The organism is Apibacter raozihei, from assembly GCF_004014855.1.
Taxonomy (GTDB): domain Bacteria; phylum Bacteroidota; class Bacteroidia; order Flavobacteriales; family Weeksellaceae; genus Apibacter; species Apibacter raozihei.
The window spans coordinates 3,227,271-3,245,620 of record NZ_CP034930.1 but is presented as its reverse complement, the minus strand read 5'-3'; the positions used below and the strand labels follow the sequence as shown (position 1 = coordinate 3,245,620).

Below are 18,350 nucleotides of genomic sequence, written 5' to 3'. Positions count from 1 at the left end.
CTACGTTTATAAAAAACAAAATTTTTAAGTAAACTAAAAAAATAGTAGTTTTACACTTTTTTAAAAGAAACACTTTGGTTATAATGAGAAAAGTATTATTACTCTTATTGACAGCAACAACGATAATTTCTTGTAATTCGTCAAAGAAAGGAAAAGCAGGGAAACCAGGCGTTCAGGGAGAAATTGTAGTCACGCAAAAGAGCCAGCAATGGAACAATAAAAGGCCGTATGGTATGGTTCCTATTCCTGGTGGAGCATTTGTTTTGGGACAATCCGATATGGACTTTACTGGAACAGACACAAAAGCACCTTTAACTACGGTTACTGTTTCATCTTTTTACATGGATGACACAGAAGTTACCAATTCCGAATACAGAATATTTGTGAATTATGTTAGAGATTCAATCGTTCGTTCCTTATTGGCTCAAAGAGCTGGAGATGAAGGAGCTGATGATGGTATCGGCCGTTATGCATATTTAAACCAGAAATCTGACGATGAACAGTCTGCATATCAGCAAATGTTATCAGAAAGAGGAGGAAGAGAAGGTTACGATGAATCCAAAAAATTAGATTGGTCTGTACCTCTTGAATGGAATACTTCAAGATATCCTGATGTTTCCTATGCAGAAGTTATGGAGTCTCTATACTATCCGCCTGAAGAAAGATTCAATAACGAAAGAGTTCTGGATCCAAGAAAATTAGTTTATCAATTTACATGGATAGATCAGTTGGAAGCAGTTAAGAAAAAAGGAAGAGGTGAAGATTTTATCAGAAGAGAAGCAACTCCTATTTATCCTGATACTACAGTGTGGTTAAGAGATTTTAACTACTCTTTTAATGAGCCTCTTTTCGAACAATACTTCTGGCATAAAGCTTATTCTAAATATCCGGTTGTTGGAGTGACTTGGGATCAGGCAAGAGCGTTTTGTGCTTACAGTACCAAATCTAAAAACGACTTTAACCAAAGTAGAAAAAAGAAATTAGAAAAAGTTTTCCCTTATCGTTTACCTTCAGAAGTTGAGTGGGAATATGCAGCAAGAGGAGGTTTGGAAAATGCTCCTTATCCATGGGGAGGACCTTATCTTATTGATGACAGAGGGTGTTACTTAGCAAACTTTAAACCTAAGCGGGGAGATTATATGGAAAGTGAAAAAGGATATTTGTATACAGCTCCGGTTAAATCATTTCATAAAAACGGATTTGGTTTATATGACATGGCAGGAAACGTATCCGAATGGACAGTTTCAGCATATAATAATAGTTCTTACGTAATCTCATCAACCTTAAATCCTTATTTAGGAAATAGAATTGAAGATCCTAGAAAAGTTATTAAAGGAGGATCCTGGAAAGATATAGGATATATGCTTATGGTAAGCGAAAGAGATTGGGAACACAAAGATTCAGCAAGAAGTTATATCGGTTTCCGAAGAGTTCAGACTATTCCCGAAGGAGCTAAAGGTAAATTTCCTAAATCAGCAAAATATCAAACTAAATAATATACTTTAAATTTCATACGACAATCATAGATTATTTCAAAAATTAAAAAAATGGCAGCAAAATCAAATTCAAAAGATAGAATCCTTAATATGGTTTATTCCTTAGGAGCAGCAGTAGTTATCTTAGGAGCATTGTTTAAAATTAATCACTTAAATTTATTAGGAATAGACGGAAGTATTATCTTAGGTGCAGGTCTTATCGTAGAAGCATTTATATTTGTAGTATTTGCTTTTGATACACCTGCAGGTGAATATGACTGGGAAAAAGTATATCCTGAATTAGCTGATGGAAAAGCAGTAGAAAGAAAGCAAAGAGTTGTGGAAACACCACAAGCGATAAAAGAAGCAGAAGTTTCTTTATCTTCAAAGCTTGATCAAATGCTATCTCAGGCTAAGTTAGATGTAAATATGTTGGATAAATTAAGAGGAGGAATTGAGAATTTTGGTTCCGCAGTAGAAGGTATTAATAAAACAGTAGAGGCTAATATTGCTACAGAAAAATACAAAGAGCAGTTATTTATAGCATCATCTCATATGGAAAACTTAAATGCTTTATATCAGTTACAGTTAGACAATGGGAAAAAATATACTGAAGCAAATCAAAAGTATATTGATGATTTATCTAAGGCAGGTCAAAACTCAGAAGCTTTCCAACAACAATTAGCTGAATTGACAACTAATCTAAATAATTTAAATAAAGTATATGGTGGTATGCTCAATGCCATGAAATCTTAATAATTTTTAATAATTTATAATTAAAAAGTTAAATAAGTAAATGGCAGCAGGAAAACAGACACCACGTCAAAAGATGATAAACCTAATGTATTTAGTGTTTATCGCTATGTTGGCTATGAATGTAGATAGGGAAGTTTTAAGATCCTTTGAAGGGGTTAACGAATCTTTGCAATTATCTACTAATCTAGCTAGTAAAAATAACCAGACTTTTTACGATCAAATCGAAAAGAAAAAACAAGACGGTAATGCAGGATATGTAGAAATATCAGCAAAAGCTCAGGAGATAAAAAGACAAGCGGACGAAGCTTTTTCAGCAATTGAAAAAGTAAAATCACAACTAAAAACAGATGCGGGTTATACAACTCCGCAACCTGATGTTGAAACCGATTATAAATCATTACAAAATACTGACGTAGTAAATAAAGTGTTTTTTATTTCAGACAATAAACCAACACCAGAAGTAGCTACTATGATCAGTAAAGTCCAAGGTTTTACAAAATTTATTCTTCAGGGAGCTTCTTCCGGAGCTAAAGACAGAATCAACCAGTTATTTGATTTTTCAGGAAAAGGAAAGAAATCATGGCTAGTAGAGCAATTCTATGATCAACCGATGATTTCTGCATTGACTAATCTTACTCGTTTAGAAGCAAATATTAGAACAGAAGAAGGAAATATTGTCAGAGACTTATTATCTAATAAGTTGCAGGATGAAATTGAATTAAAAGCCTTTGTTCCTATAGTTGCGTCTCCTAAATATGTTAAATCTGGAGAAAGATTTGATGTAGTAGTAGGATTTGGTGCGTACGATACATCCTTGAAAGGATCTATAACTTTAAATGGACAAAATGTAGCACTAAACGGTGGAAAAGCTGTAGTAGGAATGACAGCGGGTGGAGCAGGAGTACATACATTATCCGGGTCTATTACTTATATAACTCCTGATGGAAAAAGCAAAATTGAAAACTTCAATGAGAAATATGAAGTAGTAGCTGAAACCATGAAAACAACGGATGGAAGTGCCGTAGTAATGGCTGATAAAATGAATGTTGTTTACCGTGGGGTTGATAACCCGTTAAGTGCAGCAGTGAATGGTATAGAACCTTCTTCTCTGTCATTACAAGCATCTTCAGGAAGTCTTTCAAGAGCTGGAAGCGGTTGGTCATACAGACCAGGAGCAGGTACGTCAGTTACCTTTACAGTTTCAGGGAAAACTTCAAGTGGAAAAGCTATAAGTAAACAATATAACTATAGAATCAAGAATGTGCCAAAAGCACAAGGTGAAGTACGTGGCTCAAATGTTGTTAATGTTAGTGCCGGAGCGTTAGCTGCACAAACAATTTCTGCAAATATTCCAGACTTCGAATTTCCGGTATCTATATCCGTTACAGGATTTAGCGTAAAAGTTTCAGGACAGCCTACTGTTACTGTTTCGGGAAATAAATTGTCTGCTGCAGGAGGTGTTTTATCTAAAGCAAGATCTGGAGATCAGGTATTGATATTTAATATTAAAGCAACAGTATCAGGAGTATCACAATCTTCAGTTTCACCAGTTGTAATTAACGTATTATAAAATTTGAATATTACTTTGTAAAACATGAAATATCTAATAATTTGTATAACAGCCTTAATTAGCACAGGTTCATTTGCTCAAAATATTTTGAACGCAAAATCACCTGAAGAATTAAGAGAAATGAGAACGGAAAGGTACGATATAGTGAACGGTTCTGATACTATATCAACCCAACCAACTGTATTGCCTTATGGATACATTGAAGATAAGGATATTCTGTGGTCGAAAGTAGTATGGGAAATAATTGATTTAAATGAAAAGTTAAATCAACCTTATTATTATTCGCATGATGATGTGACAGCCACTTATGTATCTCTATACGATGCATTATTCAATGGAATAAATTCCGGACAGATTACAGAAGTGTACGATGATGACAATTTTACAATGAAAGTTGCCCCGGAAAATCTAAAAAACAAAATTCAGGCAGTAAAAGAGTCTGCTTGGCTACAGGATATTAGAGCTTCCGGTGTAGAACCAACACAAGAAGAAATTGCAGCCGGAATGGATTATTTCAAAACGGATACGCGTTCTGTAAAGTTAATTAAAATTAAAGGAATGTGGTATATAGATAAAAGGTTAGGACAAATGAAATACAGACTTTTAGGAATTGCTCCTATGGGACCAGATCCTCAAGTGTTAGGTTCATTGGCAGAAGCCTCTTTACTAGGATATCAGGGAGATAATGAAATGATAGATTTATTTTGGATCTTCTATCCAGGAGCCCGTGAAGTATTGTCTAGTTATACACTGTTTAATCCTAAAAATGGATCTTCCTCCATTACTTATGATGATGTGCTTAATGCCAGAAGATTTAGTTCTATCATTTATAAATCACAATCTGAATATGGAGATGGAGAAATATCCAATTATATTCCAAGAGATGCATCAGCTCAATTAGAAGAAAGTAATAGAATTAAAAACGAAATTCTGCAGAAAGAAAATAATATGTGGAATTATTAAAAAATACTTTTATATTTCAAAAGTCTCGAATCTTTAGATTCGGGACTTTTTTTTATCTTTGTCTTTACAAAGATTAGCTTTTTTAGTCTTTAGTATTAATTTTTTTAGCTTCTTAGATTTTCACCATTTATGATTGATTACCTCATTGTAGGACAGGGACTCGCAGGAACCTGTTTAGCAAATAAACTTGAAAAAGAAAACAAATCTTTTAAAATCATTGATATTGTCTCAAATTCGGCATCTTTTGTTTCTTCAGGAATGTTTAATCCGGTAGTTTTAAAAAGATTCACACCCGTATGGAATGCTCAGAAAGAAATTGATGTTTTATTAAAAGAGTTTAAAAACTTTGAATCACTACTAAACGTAAAACTGGTTTACGAATCCGATTTATATAGAATTTTCGCCAATGAAGATGAAGTTAAGACCTGGATAAAAAAATCATCTAAAAATGAAAATCTAATTCCTTTTTTAGATCCCAATGTTCATCAATCGGTTAATCCATATATTAAAGCCGATTATGGTATGGGAAGAGTCAAGCATTCAGGGAAAATATTTGTTAGAGAATTACTTAGAGAGTATAGGAAATATCTTATTACCAAACATAATCTTATCGATGATGTTTTTGATTTTAATACTCTGAATATTTTAGAAAACTCAATTGAATACAAGGGGGTTGAAGCTGCTAAAGTTGTTTTTTGTGACGGGTATGCATTAAAAGCCAATCCTTATTTCAGTTATTTACCTATGGAGGGAGTTAAAGGAGAAACTATGGTTATTCATGCCAACGGCTTAGATTTAAAAGACATTGTAAAATCTAAAGTTTTTGTTATGCCTATGGAAAATGATTATTATTATGTAGGTGCAACTTATTATTATAGAGAAGTAGATGATATAGTTTCGGAAGAAGGACAAAACGAACTAATTAATGGATTAAATAAGTTTTTAAATTATGATTATAGAATAGTAAAAAAATTTGCCGGAATAAGACCAACGGTAATTGACAGAAGACCGTTATTAGGAAGACATCCAAAACTTAAAAATATTTTCATATTCAATGGTCTTGGCAGCCGTGGAGTTATGTTAGCTCCAACTATGGCAGGAGAATTGTATGAATACATGGAAAATATAAGCGAGCTTCAAGCAGAAGTAGATATAAATAGATTTAATTAATAAATGGGAGAAATAAATATTATTGTAATTGGTGTAATTGTAATTACTGCCTTAACTAGTTATAAAGGTTTTAATGATCAGGTATTTTTTGATAGATATAAATTTAATATAGGAGCAATATTGAGGGGTAAGCAATGGGATAGATTGTTAACTTCTGCTTTCTTGCATGGGGATTTGATGCATTTGATATTTAATATGTATACCTTCTATTTTTTTTCAACTTTTTTGCTTTATTACGGTGTTGCATTTTTTTTCATAACCTATTTGGGATCAATTTTAGGTGGTAATCTATTGTCATTATGGATGCATAAAAAAAATCCGTATTATAGTGCAATAGGTGCCTCAGGAGGTGTATCCGGAATTTTATTTGCATCAATCATATTGAATTCACAAATATCAATAGGTATATTTCCATTACCTTTAAACATACCTGGTTGGGTATTTGGTATTATTTACTTAGGGTATTCCGTATATGGAATGAAAGCACAATTAGGAAATGTTGGGCATGACGCGCATTTGGGAGGAGCTATAATGGGCATAGTAGCAGCCTTAGGTTTCATTGTTATGTTTCCTGATTATCCATTTATTTCTTTTAAACCGATGTATCTTTTATTCATGTTAATACCTTTATCAGTATTAGCTTATTTTGTTTATAAAGAAAAATAGATTAGATATGAATAATGAAAAGAATTCAGGAGATAAAAATTATACCAAAAATGATTGGCAAAAGCTCTGGACTATTTTAGAAAAACTGATTGTTTATGGAGCAATCTTATGCATTTCATTACCAATATTTATTATTGTTCATCGAAATTTACCCAACGTAAATTGGAAATTTAATTTAGATCGAATAATTATTTTCGCATTAATTGTTTTCATTTTATGGTTTTTTGTAAAATTTGTCAGAAAAATATTTTTTGTCTTTTGTTTATGCATTATTGGCCTATTATCTGTTGGCAGTTTAACCAATAAATATGGATTTGCTTCACTTGCGCTCGATTATCAAGCTATGATACATTCTATGAAAGATAGTAACAAACCACAAAAAATATTGATCAATAAAGTTGCATTTAATTCTTCAGATGCTCTTATATTAAAAGCAATGGACTTTACAAATCCTGAAGTAAGAACCTTTGCTTTAGAAGCAATTAATAAGCATTTTAAAGAATATCAGAGCGATAGTAGATATAGAACCACAATTCAATGTCTTGCTATATTTAAAGAAATAAACTCTCGTTGGACTTATGTTAACGATCCTGTAGGGCAAGAATATTATGCAAAAGCCAGTGAATCAATCAAAACCTTATCAGGAGATTGCGACGATCATTCCATATTAATGGCTTCATGCATTAGAGCTGTCGGAGGTCTACCTCGGTTAGTATATACAGTAGGACACATTTACCCCGAATTGTATATAGGAGATGAAAGTGATTTAGAGTCTATTAATTTTCTTATCAAACATAAACTATTTGATAAAGAAAGTAAAGGAAGAAGTTTATACTATCATATCGATCAGGATGGTAAAATATGGCTTAACTTAGATTATACAGCTCATTATCCAGGAGGCCCATTTTACAACAATAAAGTTTTAGGTGTAATTGATGTTGAAAATTAAGGAAATCCTCAATTTTATATCATATTTTTGTCCTAATTTTGTATTGAAATTAGCAAAGGACTTAATTTACACTAAATATATCTTTATAAATTTTATTATTTACATAGTAAAAGTAATATTCTTTTTTTTCTACTTTAGAATATTATAACCAATATCACATTTTAGACATTTTTTATTTAGACACTGATTTTTGTATAAATGTAGAAAAGCCTGAGTTTCAAGAGCTGAATTAAATGATATGCCCAAATTCTCAAACTTTTGTATAACTGTATTTTTTTCAGGAGATAATTCCTCCATAATTGAGATTATTTCGTCATCCATGCATTTTCCTATACTTTTAGAATATGCGAACTTAATGGGGAGAAAAGCATTCAAGATAATTAATTCTTTTTGAGATGATGAAAGCTTTTTTATTTGATTATGAGATGAAATTTTATCAAAAACATAATGATTATTCCAATAGGAAGAAGCTTGAACATCATCAAGAATGTAGATATAGTGTTGCAATGTCTTAGCTCCGATAACATAAGAAAATAAATTTTGATACTGAGTTAAAATACATGAAAGCTGTGATAGACGTATAGTAGGAAAATTGGCAGGTCTCAGCTTAGAAAATTTTAAATTTATAGTTGTTTTGGTGAGTCTGTACTTTACTTGTAAAAATTTAAACTGTTCTTTTAATATTTCAGCATATTCATCCTCATACATATCAAGATTAAAGCAAAGCCCGAACAATAAAGACTCTAAATGAGTAAGGTTTGAAAACTGTTTACGAAGAATTTTATAATCAGTTTCCATAAATATTTGTTCAAATGCTTCCGCATTGATTTTAAGACCAAATGAATAAGCTAAAACAGAAGCGAGAACAGCTTCCCAATCGTTATTTTTTAAAATAAGGAGCTGTGATATTTTTTTCTGTTTTTCTTCCAGTTTACAAAAGAACTGTTTTTCCGTAAAACCAATAGAAAGCTTTGGTAATAAATTGGTAAATAATTTTTCACAGGGAATAAAACTATATGCTTTCTTTTCCAGGTGAGTATAATTGTCGATCAAGCTAGCAGCAATATAATTTTTTAATTCTAAAGTAGGTATTTTTTTTAGCTTTAATGATAATATTTCCTGATCATCTTCATAAACGATATGAAGTACAATGTTGTCATAGTTCGGATTCAAATCATGCTTATGCTTAATCCAATCAGATGATTTTACATGTATTTCTACGTTTCCTGCCCACTCAGTTCCGTTAATAATAACCTTAGCAAAGTTAAAATCCGGTCCTGAATCAGGATTTAAGGTTCCACAATGGATGATTTCAAGTTTTTCACCTGAAGTGGTTCGTAAATCAAATAACTCAAACTTTTTATACATCCATACATAATGTAAAAAACTTTCGTTCATTTTATTCTAATAGTAGTTAAGCTATGAAATTATATATTCTAATAAAAGATAAATTTACAAAAAATAAAAGCTTTAATCCTAAGATTAAAGCTTTTTTAATACATTAAATGTTGGTATATGGGTATATAATGTAAAAAGTATTATCTATCGTTTATATGAACATAATCTCTTTGAGGATTCCCTACATAGATTTGTCTCGGTCTGTTGATAGGTTCTCCGCTCATTCTCATTTCTTTCCATTGAGCTATCCACCCAGGAAGCCTGCCTAAAGCAAACATTACTGTAAACATTTCTGTAGGAATACCTAAAACCCTGTAAATGATACCGCTGTAAAAATCAACATTAGGGTATAATTTTTTCTCTATGAAGTAAGGATCATTGAGAGCTACCTCTTCCAGTTTTTTAGCAATTTCAAGAGTTTCATCCTGAATGCCTAATTTTTCAAATAAATCATCAGCCACTTTTTTAATAACTTTCGCACGAGGATCAAAGTTTCTGTAAACTCTGTGACCAAATCCCATTAATCTGAAATCATCATCCTTGGATTTAGCCTTATCAATCCATTTCTGAAGGTCACCACCATCTTTTTGAATCATTTCAAGCATTTCTATTACAGCCTGATTTGCACCACCGTGTAAAGGACCCCAGAGAGCAGATACACCCGCTGATATAGAAGCAAATAATCCGGTATGTGCAGATCCAACCATTCGTACTGTAGAAGCAGAACAGTTTTGTTCATGATCTGCGTGAAGAATTAATAATTTATCAATGGCATTCACAACAACTTCATCCACTTCAAGTTCTTCGGTTGGTTTTCGGAACATCATCTGATAAAAATTATGAGGATAATCCAAGCTATTATTTGAATAATTTAAAGGTAGACCTAATTTTAGACGATAAGTCCAGGCACATAAAACAGGGAATTTAGCCAGAAGCATAGTATAAGCATTATATAAATCTTTTTCCGATTTTACATTTACAGCATGAGGATTAAATGCGGTTAAAGCACTGGTTAATGTTGATAATACACCCATAGGGTGAGCTGAACGAGGAAAGCTTTTTAAAATTTGCTTCATTTCCTCACTCACCAGACTGTTTTGTTTAATATCTGCCTCGAATTGTGAAAGCTGCTCTTTTCTCGGAAGTTCTCCTTCTAACAACAAATACATAACCTCAGTAAAAGTAGATTTTTCAGCAATCTGTTCAATAGGATATCCACGGTAATATAATTGTCCTAGATCCCCATCCAGATAAGTGATTTTACTTTTGGTAGCTCCGGTATTTTTATAACCTATATCTAAAGTAATAAGACCTGTTTCATCCCTTAACTTATTAATATTAATACCTTTATCTCCAATTACACTGTCTACTATCGGATATTCATACTCCTTACCATTATACTGTATTTTTACTGTGTCAGACATATCTTGATTATTATTTTATGTTGGTTTTAATTTATTTTATAGACTGAAATATATGAAATAAAAATTACTAACAAAAAAAAAATATATAAAAAAAAAATCAAGTCATTTATTAAACTATAAGTGTTTGTATATTGATAAGTTAATGTGTTTTTATCTTTATTATTATTGTGTATATAGTTTATATTTTTTGAAAAAAAACAGAAAATATAATTTTTACACCCATTTAAAAAATTGAATTAGATTAATAAAATTCAAGAAAATATGATAAAAATCACAATTTAAAAGTTGCATAGCATTCAAAAATTCAAATAAAAAAAACAGGGTTTAATTCAAATTAAACCCTGTTTTTTTATAGAATACTTTTTTAAAAAGTTATCTTTTAATTTTAAAAGCATGGAATTGAGGATATACTGCAACCTCACCCAAGCTTTCTTCAATTCTTAATAACTGATTGTATTTAGCCATACGATCAGATCTTGAAGCAGAACCTGTTTTAATTTGTCCACAGTTTAATGCGACAGCAAGATCCGCTATGGTGTTGTCCTCAGTTTCTCCTGAACGGTGTGACATTACAGCAGTATAACCAGCGTTTTGAGCCATTTGTACTGCATCTATAGTCTCTGTAAGGGTACCTATTTGGTTTACTTTGATAAGAATTGAGTTTCCTACACCTTGTTTGATACCGTCACTTAGTTTTTTTACATTAGTAACAAATAAATCATCACCAACTAATTGAACTTTATCTCCAATTTTATCAGTTAGAATCTTCCATCCAGCCCAGTCGTTTTCATCCATACCATCTTCAATAGATATAATTGGATATTTACCTGCTAGTTCAGCTAGATATTCAGCTTGTTCTTCACTGGTTCTTACTTTACCACCCTGACCTTCAAAAATAGAATAATCATACTTACCATCTTTACAGAATTCAGATGAAGCACAGTCTAATGCAAGCATAACATCCTGCCCCGGAGTATACCCTGCCTTTTTTATCGCATCTAAAACTGTATCTAATGCATCTTCGATATTTTTAAAGTTTGGAGCAAAACCACCTTCATCACCAACAGCAGTGCTAAGACCTCTGTCATGTAAAACTTTTTTAAGAGAGTGGAAAATTTCTGTTCCCATTCTGATTGCAGTAGAGTAGCTGTCAGCTACTACAGGCATAATCATAAATTCCTGAAAAGCAATTGGTGCATCAGAGTGAGCTCCTGCATTAATGATGTTCATCATAGGAACAGGAAGAACTTTTCCGTTAACACCACCCACATATCTGTATAAAGGTAATCCTAATTCTTTTGCAGCAGCCTGAGCAACAGCTAAAGAAACACCTAAGATAGCATTAGCTCCTAATTTACCTTTGTTAGGAGTTCCATCTAAATCTATCATTGCTTTATCTATTAAAGCTTGTTCAAAAACATCAACACCAACTAATTCAGGTGCTATCAATTCATTAACGTTTTGAACTGCTTTTAATACTCCTTTACCTAAATATTCTTTTCCTCCATCTCTCAACTCTACAGCTTCATATTCACCAGTAGAAGCTCCAGATGGAACAGCAGCTCTTCCTAAAGTTCCATACTCAGTGATTACATCCACTTCTACAGTTGGATTTCCTCTGGAATCCAAAATTTGTCTTGCATGAATTTGTGCTATTAGACTCATAATTAAAAATATTTTTGTTTGTTAAAAAATCTAAGCAAAATTACTTAATTATTGCCAGAACAAAGGTATGTCTTACCGATTTTTTAAAGGATTTAACCTAATATTAATCATAAAAACTAACAGATAGAAATAAACTTCAGGCATACAGGCATGTCAATGATTATATCTTCTTGATTATCACTAAGTAATCCGGTTTCCAGATCTATAGAAAATGTCTGAATGGTATTGCTGTCCTGATTAGCTACCAATAAAAATTTACCATTAGGAGAAATAATAAAATTTCGTGGATGTATATCAGTTCTTTCATAATCGATGCGGGTAATTTTGCCATCATTTTCATTAATTTTAAAAATGGAGATTCCATCTTTTTTTAAACGATTGGAAGCATAAAGAAATTTCCCATTCGGGTGAATATGAATATCAGCACTTCCTTCTGCTTTAAATTTATCCGAAATAGTAGTTTGTATTTCCACTAAATTCCCATTACTGTATTCAAAAACAGTTACCGTACCACCTAGTTCATTAATCAAATATGCGTATTTCTGATTAGGGTGGAAAGTTAAATGTCGAGGGCCGGATCCGGCAGTAACCTCAACATATGGAGGAGTACCGAAGGAAAGGAAACTTCCTTCATGATCATAATCAACATCAAATTTGTAAATTCTGTCGCTTCCTAAATCAGTAGCAAACAAATGATTATAGTCAGGTGAAAATACAACACAATGCAAGTGAGACTGATTTTGCCTAACATCGTGAACACTACTACCGGAAAAGTTAATTTGTTGAATAATGGGAAGAAGACTGCCGTCCATATCTGTTTTAAATACCGAAATACTCCCACCGATATAATTAGCTGTAACGACATATCTATCCTTTTTACCGATATTGATGTAACACGGTGCAGCCCCAAATACCTGCTGAGAGTTTTGTAAAACTATTTTCCCTTCTTTTTTATCAAAAGTAAAAGCGTTAACTGTAGAATTTTCATTGTCTTCATTTTCGCTTACAGAGTATATGTGGTTTTCCTGATGGTTTACCACAAGGTAAGAGGGGTTGTTGATAGCAACACTGCTTGAATAGCTGGATGTTCCAGTTTCAGGATTAAATTTATAGACATACATACCGTTGCTACCTCCTTGGGTATAAGTTCCAATAATTAAGAATAGTTCCATAATCATTTTTGGTTTAATTGTTGATTTAAATAATAGACAGAAAAAGCAACAGAAGTTGAGTTTTCTAGTGTGATTTAATTTCACGTAAAATTATTCAATTGTTTGGTATAAAAAAAAAATAAAATTATTTTTTATACCTTTGAATTATAAATAACATTAATAAATTTTAATAAAGACATACTATGTATAAAGACTTAAAAGGTAAGGTCGCTGTTATAACAGGATCCTCTACAGGCTTGGGTAAAGCCATAGCTCAAAGATTCGGTAAAGAGGGGATTAGCGTAATTGTTAATTATTTTTCCGATAAAAAAGATGCAGAAGACTTAGTAAAAGAAATTGAAAAAACCGGAGGAAAGGCTATTGCTGTACAAGGAGATGTGGGTAAAGAAGAGGATATAAAAAAGCTAAGTAAAGTAGCTATTGATATTTTTGGAGATTTAGACATATGGATCAATAATGCAGGGCATCAGAAAAAAATTCCAACTCATGAAATGACTCTTAACGAATGGAATTCAGTTATCAGTACTAACTTAACCGGTGTGTTTTTAGGTTCCAGAGAAGCTATAAGATATTTCTTAGAAAAAAATAAAAAAGGAATTATTATCAATATGTCCAGTGTACATGAAAGAATTCCAAAACCTCATTTTGTTCATTACTCAGCCAGTAAAGGAGGGGTTAAAATGTTAACCGAAACTTTAGCGTTGGAATATGCGCAAAAAGGAATCAGGATCAATTGTATTGCCCCGGGAGCCATTTATACACCTATAAATGCTGACTTTAAAGATCCGAAAATAGTTGAAGAAGTAGAAGAAACTATTCCTCTTGGATATGTTGGAAAACCAGAAGATATTTCCAATGTAGCTGTATGGCTGTGTTCTTCTCAGGCAGAATATATAACAGGAACATCCATCTTTGCAGATGGAGGAATGAAACTATATCCTTCATTTGAGATAAAAGACGAAGCAATGTAAAATTATAAAACTCTAAAATACTTAAAAAAAACTTTAAAAAATTTATTTATGGGACAATTAAATAACAAAACCGCACTTATTACCGGTTCAAGCTCCGGTATTGGTAAAGCTATGGCCACCAAATTTGCTCAGGAAGGAGCTAACGTAATTATAACATATCATTCAGGGAAAGAGAGAGCAGAACAGTTAGAAAAAGAATTGTCAAGTTTGAATGTAAAAGTTAAAGCATATCAGGTAGATGTTTCTGATTTAGAGCAAATAAAAAGTTTTTTTGCTTTAGTTGAAAAAGACTTTAATGACATTGATATTTTAGTGAATAATGCAGGAGTAAACGGACAAAATATTAATGTAGAAGATATGGATATTGAAACTTGGGATAATACTATAAAAACTGATTTATATGGTCCGTTTTATTGCATTAAAGAATTTCTACAACTTAAAAAGAAGCATGATTCTTACCAGAATTCAAGAATAATAAATGTTACTTCCATTCACGAATATATATGTAAGCCAGGAAATGCAGATTATAATGCTTCTAAAGCAGGTATGAGAAATCTTTCTCAAACATTAGCTATTGAGCTGGCACCAAAAGGTTTAACCGTGAATAATATTGCTCCGGGTATGATTTTGACCCCTATGAACAAGAAAGTAATGGATGATAAAGATGTTTTGAAAGAAAAAGAAAACATAATTCCCATGAAAAGAGGAGGTTCTCCTGAAGAAGTAGCAAATGTAGCTTTATTTTTAGCTTCTCAGGCAAGTTCATACGTTACCGGTTCAACGTATACCGTAGACGGAGCTTTATCAATATTAGGACAAGACGCTTAAAACTTTATAAAAAGAATAACTAATGAGTATAATTGATTTTTTAATAGCCTGTATTCCCATCTTATCCTGGGGTATGGTACCGGTTATTTCTACTTTAATAGGAGGTAAGGCTATAGAACAATCTTTCGGAATTGCAATAGGAAGTTTTATCTTTGCAATTGTTGTTTATGCAATAAGGAAACCGGAGTTAAATCCTCACATTATTTGGATAGGACTAGCCTCAGGACTTTTCTGGGCGCTAGGTTCTGTTTGCCAGTATAAAGGACTTAAGTATTTAGGTGTTTCCAAATCCATGCCCATTTCAAATGGAACACAGATAATTGGAACCTCTTTATTAGGTGTTTTTTTAGGAGATTGGGCAACAAGTAATTCTAAAATATTCGGTTTTATAGCTCTTGCTATGATAATTATAGGTATTGTATTTACATCTTATAAACAACCGGAAGAAGGAAAAAAAGGTGAAAAGATACAATGGGGGAGAGGTATAGCAGTTAATCTTCTTTCTACGTTAGGATTTACCCTTTATGTTGGGATTTTAAAATACTTTGGAATTGATGGTTGGTCAAGTCTTTTACCTCAATCAGTAGGTCAGATTATTGGAGTTACCTTAATAGCATTTTTATTTTTTAAGATCAATCCATATAATTTTACCGCAATGAAAAATAGCATCGTAGGAGTGGTATGGGCTATTGGTAATCTGGCAATTTTAGTCTCACAAATGAAATTAGGTTTATCGGTAGCTTATCCTGTAGGACAAGCTTCTATAATAGTTTCAGTTATTGCCGGTGTATATATTAATAAAGAGAAAAAAACAAGAAAAGAATGGATTTCAGCCATTATAGGAATGTCTATCATTGTACTGGGATTATTCTTCATTTACTTATCAGGTGTATACGATAAATCTTAAAAATAAAAGTATGAAAAACTATAAAGAGCACGATATAGAATCTAGTTGGGTAAAATCGAAAGATCACCAACAATACTTGCATCAGCAAGGAAACGAGTTGTTAAAATTTGGTCTCAATTCTGTATTGAAACAAGGAGGTTTCGGATATTTGGATGATAATGGGAATTTGATTAATAAAGCATTGGATACAATGGAAAATGCTCGTATGACTCATTGTTACTCATTAGCATCTATGAAATTTCCTGAGTATGGTAAAATTGCAGATCACGGCGTAAAAGTTCTATTAGACGTAATTAATGATAAAGAACACGATGGATGGTTTTATTCAATTGGAGGATTAGGAGATGCTGGAAGAAAACAGGCTTACATACATGCTTTTATAGCATTAGCCGGATCCTCTGCAAAAATTTCCGGACGTAAGGATGGTGAGCTTTTATTGGAAAAAGCTATTCATATTTTAGAAAAATATTTTTGGAGTGAGGAAGAAGGAGCTATGTTGGAAAGTTATGATTATGACTGGTCAGATTTAGAATCGTACAGAGGAGCTAATAGTAATATGCATTCTACAGAAGCTTTTCTTGCTGTTTTTTCTGCAACTCAAGATGTCAAATGGTTACAACGAGCATTAAAAATAGTGGAAAGAATTATTCACGTACATGCTAAAAAAAATCATTACAGTGTAATTGAGCATTTCACTCCCCAATGGGAAGAAATAAAAGATTACAACAAAGAAGATAAAAATAACCAGTTCAGACCCTATGGAATAACACCGGGGCACGGTTTTGAGTGGAGTCGTTTGCTTGTAGGCCTAGAAGCAGAGTTGTATAAAAATGAGATGGAAGTTCCTGAATGGCTTTTGGAGGATGCTGAAAAACTTTTTGAAAAAGCGTGGAAAGAAAGTTGGGACGTAGATGGTAAACCGGGAATAGTTTATACGGTTGATTTTGATGAAAAACCCATTGTGAGAGACCGTCTTCACTGGACATTGGCTGAGGCGTCTGCAGCTGCCGTTTCATTTCTTAGAAGAACAGGAAACGTTGCATATGATGACAAATATAAATTACTTTGGGAATATATTGACAAGTATTTGGTGGATCATCAAAAGGGAAGTTGGTTTCATAATTTAGATGAAAATAACAAACCTACGGAACGTATCTGGTTAGGGAAACCAGATATTTATCACGCCTTGCAGGCAACCATTATACCCAACTTACCTTTAGGTGGAAGTATTACTGAAGGGGTCAAAAACAATGTAAGCAAAGTATTATAAAATAAAAAACGCGTAAATTTAGTTTACGCGTTTTTTTAATGTTTAAGTTCAAATTGATCTTTAAATCCTTTGGAACCTAATAGGTAATTAATTCCAAAAGTTATTCCTTTCATTCCTATTTTATCATTACCGATTTCCCAGCTGTATCCGATTTTAAGACGGAATATATTCATTCCGTTAATTCCCAGACTTGGATTAATGTTATGAGGAGTGATTGAAAACTCTCCTAAGAATAATGTATTGGAATAGGTAACGTGCGCTTCGGGCACAAATTTAAAATCTCCGTTAAAACTTCCCAGTAAAGTTCCTGCTCCTAAGGCTATGCCATGCCAGTTTTCAGGGTCAAACCGATAAGCATACTCTCCTCCTACATAACCAGCATTTGTATTAATATAAGAATAACCTACATTTAATGCAACACCCTGTGACTGAGCCTGAGCTTTTACTAGTGTACATATAAACAAAATAAGTATGAAACACTGTTTTATCATTTACAATTTTTTTTCAAATTTAATATTATAATTTCATTTTAAGCTTACGTAAGAATACGATACTTATAAACTATCGTAATTAAATTATTTTATAGTTTTGATTTGAGTTTAAACTATAAAAAATAATTAAACAGGCTAATTTAATGTACTACGTTTAGATTTAAATCATCATAAAACCCGGAACTTCCAAGTAAAACGTTTAATCCGAAGGTAATGCCTTGCATTCTTACATTTTCATTGCCCATTTTCCAGCTATAGCCCACCTTAAGGCGCATTAAATTGAATAAGTGTAATCCTATGCTAGGGTTTATATTGTGTTGAGTTATAGAAAACTCACCTAAAAGAACTGCATGAGAATAAGTAACATGAGCTTCCGGTATGAATTTAAACTCACGATTGAAATTCCCCATAAAGGCACCGGCTCCTATGGTAATACCCGTCCAGTCAATCGAATTAAATCGATAGCCATATTCTCCTCCAAAATAGCCGGTATTGGTATTTACATAAGAATACCCAAGGTTAAGAGCAATTCCTTGAGTCACTTTTTTCTGACCATTTACTATAATAGTAATTAAGATACTCAGAGCTGTAAGTAAATGTTTTATATGCATACAATGAATTTTAGTTTATAGTTAGTTTTATTGTTGTAAAATTTAGGAAAACCAAAACGGCAGA

The 18,350-nt window shown here is 32.4% G+C and carries 17 protein-coding genes; 11 read left to right on the top strand and 6 right to left on the bottom strand.

All coding sequences use genetic code 11. From position 1 onward, the window contains the following. Positions 1-83: 83 nt before the first annotated feature. The 7 genes from porK to EOV51_RS14340 all read left to right on the top strand — a co-directional run bounded on the left by porK (position 84) and on the right by EOV51_RS14340 (position 7,549). Entirely contained in the window at positions 84-1,496 is a 1,413-nt protein-coding gene (gene porK / locus EOV51_RS14370; RefSeq protein WP_128153218.1) for a T9SS ring complex lipoprotein PorK/GldK, read from the top strand. A gap of 51 nt (positions 1,497-1,547) precedes the next feature. Continuing rightward, on the top strand, positions 1,548-2,231 hold the full coding sequence (gene porL, locus EOV51_RS14365) for a type IX secretion system motor protein PorL/GldL (protein ID WP_128153217.1): 684 nt from the start codon (positions 1,548-1,550) through the stop codon (positions 2,229-2,231). A gap of 40 nt (positions 2,232-2,271) precedes the next feature. Next, positions 2,272-3,801, top strand: a complete 1,530-nt coding sequence (porM, locus tag EOV51_RS14360; protein WP_128153216.1) for a type IX secretion system motor protein PorM/GldM — start codon at positions 2,272-2,274, stop codon at positions 3,799-3,801. A gap of 24 nt (positions 3,802-3,825) precedes the next feature. Beyond that, positions 3,826-4,764, top strand: a complete 939-nt coding sequence (gene porN / locus EOV51_RS14355) for a type IX secretion system ring subunit PorN/GldN (RefSeq protein WP_128153215.1) — start codon at positions 3,826-3,828, stop codon at positions 4,762-4,764. 129 nt (positions 4,765-4,893) lie between these two features. After that, on the top strand, positions 4,894-5,934 hold the full coding sequence (locus EOV51_RS14350; RefSeq protein WP_128153214.1) for an NAD(P)/FAD-dependent oxidoreductase: 1,041 nt from the start codon (positions 4,894-4,896) through the stop codon (positions 5,932-5,934). Positions 5,935-5,937: 3 nt separating this feature from the next. Next, positions 5,938-6,600: a rhomboid family intramembrane serine protease gene (locus EOV51_RS14345; protein WP_128153213.1), complete on the top strand. Its 663-nt coding sequence runs from the start codon at positions 5,938-5,940 to the stop codon at positions 6,598-6,600. Between the two features lie 7 nt (positions 6,601-6,607). Beyond that, positions 6,608-7,549 (top strand): transglutaminase domain-containing protein, encoded by a 942-nt coding sequence (locus EOV51_RS14340; protein WP_128153212.1) that lies wholly within the window; start codon positions 6,608-6,610, stop codon positions 7,547-7,549. A gap of 129 nt (positions 7,550-7,678) precedes the next feature. Here the strand turns inward: EOV51_RS14340 and EOV51_RS14335 are convergent, their stop codons facing one another. The 4 genes from EOV51_RS14335 to EOV51_RS14320 all read right to left on the bottom strand — a co-directional run bounded on the left by EOV51_RS14335 (position 7,679) and on the right by EOV51_RS14320 (position 13,208). Further along, complete coding sequence (locus EOV51_RS14335; protein ID WP_128153211.1) at positions 7,679-8,947, bottom strand: DUF2851 family protein; 1,269 nt, start codon at positions 8,945-8,947, stop codon at positions 7,679-7,681. A gap of 140 nt (positions 8,948-9,087) precedes the next feature. Then, positions 9,088-10,371 (bottom strand): citrate synthase, encoded by a 1,284-nt coding sequence (locus EOV51_RS14330; RefSeq protein ID WP_128153210.1) that lies wholly within the window; start codon positions 10,369-10,371, stop codon positions 9,088-9,090. Positions 10,372-10,743: 372 nt separating this feature from the next. Next, a complete protein-coding gene (gene eno, locus EOV51_RS14325) occupies positions 10,744-12,036 on the bottom strand; it encodes a phosphopyruvate hydratase (protein ID WP_128153209.1) in 1,293 nt (430 codons plus the stop codon). Positions 12,037-12,152: 116 nt separating this feature from the next. Then, on the bottom strand, positions 12,153-13,208 hold the full coding sequence (locus EOV51_RS14320) for a lactonase family protein (protein WP_164875323.1): 1,056 nt from the start codon (positions 13,206-13,208) through the stop codon (positions 12,153-12,155). A 182-nt stretch (positions 13,209-13,390) separates the two neighbouring features. On the opposite strand from EOV51_RS14320, the gene EOV51_RS14315 reads away from it, so the two are divergent. Genes EOV51_RS14315 through EOV51_RS14300 form a run of 4 tightly spaced genes read left to right on the top strand, consistent with a single transcriptional unit; the run spans position 13,391 to position 17,184 of the window. Next, positions 13,391-14,179, top strand: coding sequence for a glucose 1-dehydrogenase (locus tag EOV51_RS14315; RefSeq protein WP_128153207.1), 789 nt, complete (start codon positions 13,391-13,393; stop codon positions 14,177-14,179). A gap of 48 nt (positions 14,180-14,227) precedes the next feature. Continuing rightward, entirely contained in the window at positions 14,228-15,007 is a 780-nt protein-coding gene (locus tag EOV51_RS14310) for an SDR family NAD(P)-dependent oxidoreductase (RefSeq protein WP_128153206.1), read from the top strand. Positions 15,008-15,029: 22 nt separating this feature from the next. Next, the gene (locus EOV51_RS14305) at positions 15,030-15,914 is read left to right on the top strand and encodes a GRP family sugar transporter (RefSeq protein ID WP_128153205.1); all 885 of its coding nucleotides are present in this window, start codon (positions 15,030-15,032) and stop codon (positions 15,912-15,914) included. A gap of 10 nt (positions 15,915-15,924) precedes the next feature. After that, positions 15,925-17,184 (top strand): AGE family epimerase/isomerase, encoded by a 1,260-nt coding sequence (locus EOV51_RS14300; protein WP_128153204.1) that lies wholly within the window; start codon positions 15,925-15,927, stop codon positions 17,182-17,184. A 35-nt stretch (positions 17,185-17,219) separates the two neighbouring features. Here the strand turns inward: EOV51_RS14300 and EOV51_RS14295 are convergent, their stop codons facing one another. Both EOV51_RS14295 and EOV51_RS14290 read right to left on the bottom strand, forming a co-directional pair. After that, entirely contained in the window at positions 17,220-17,675 is a 456-nt protein-coding gene (locus EOV51_RS14295; RefSeq protein ID WP_128153203.1) for a hypothetical protein, read from the bottom strand. A gap of 140 nt (positions 17,676-17,815) precedes the next feature. Continuing rightward, entirely contained in the window at positions 17,816-18,286 is a 471-nt protein-coding gene (locus tag EOV51_RS14290) for a hypothetical protein (protein WP_128153202.1), read from the bottom strand. Positions 18,287-18,350 lie beyond the last annotated feature (64 nt).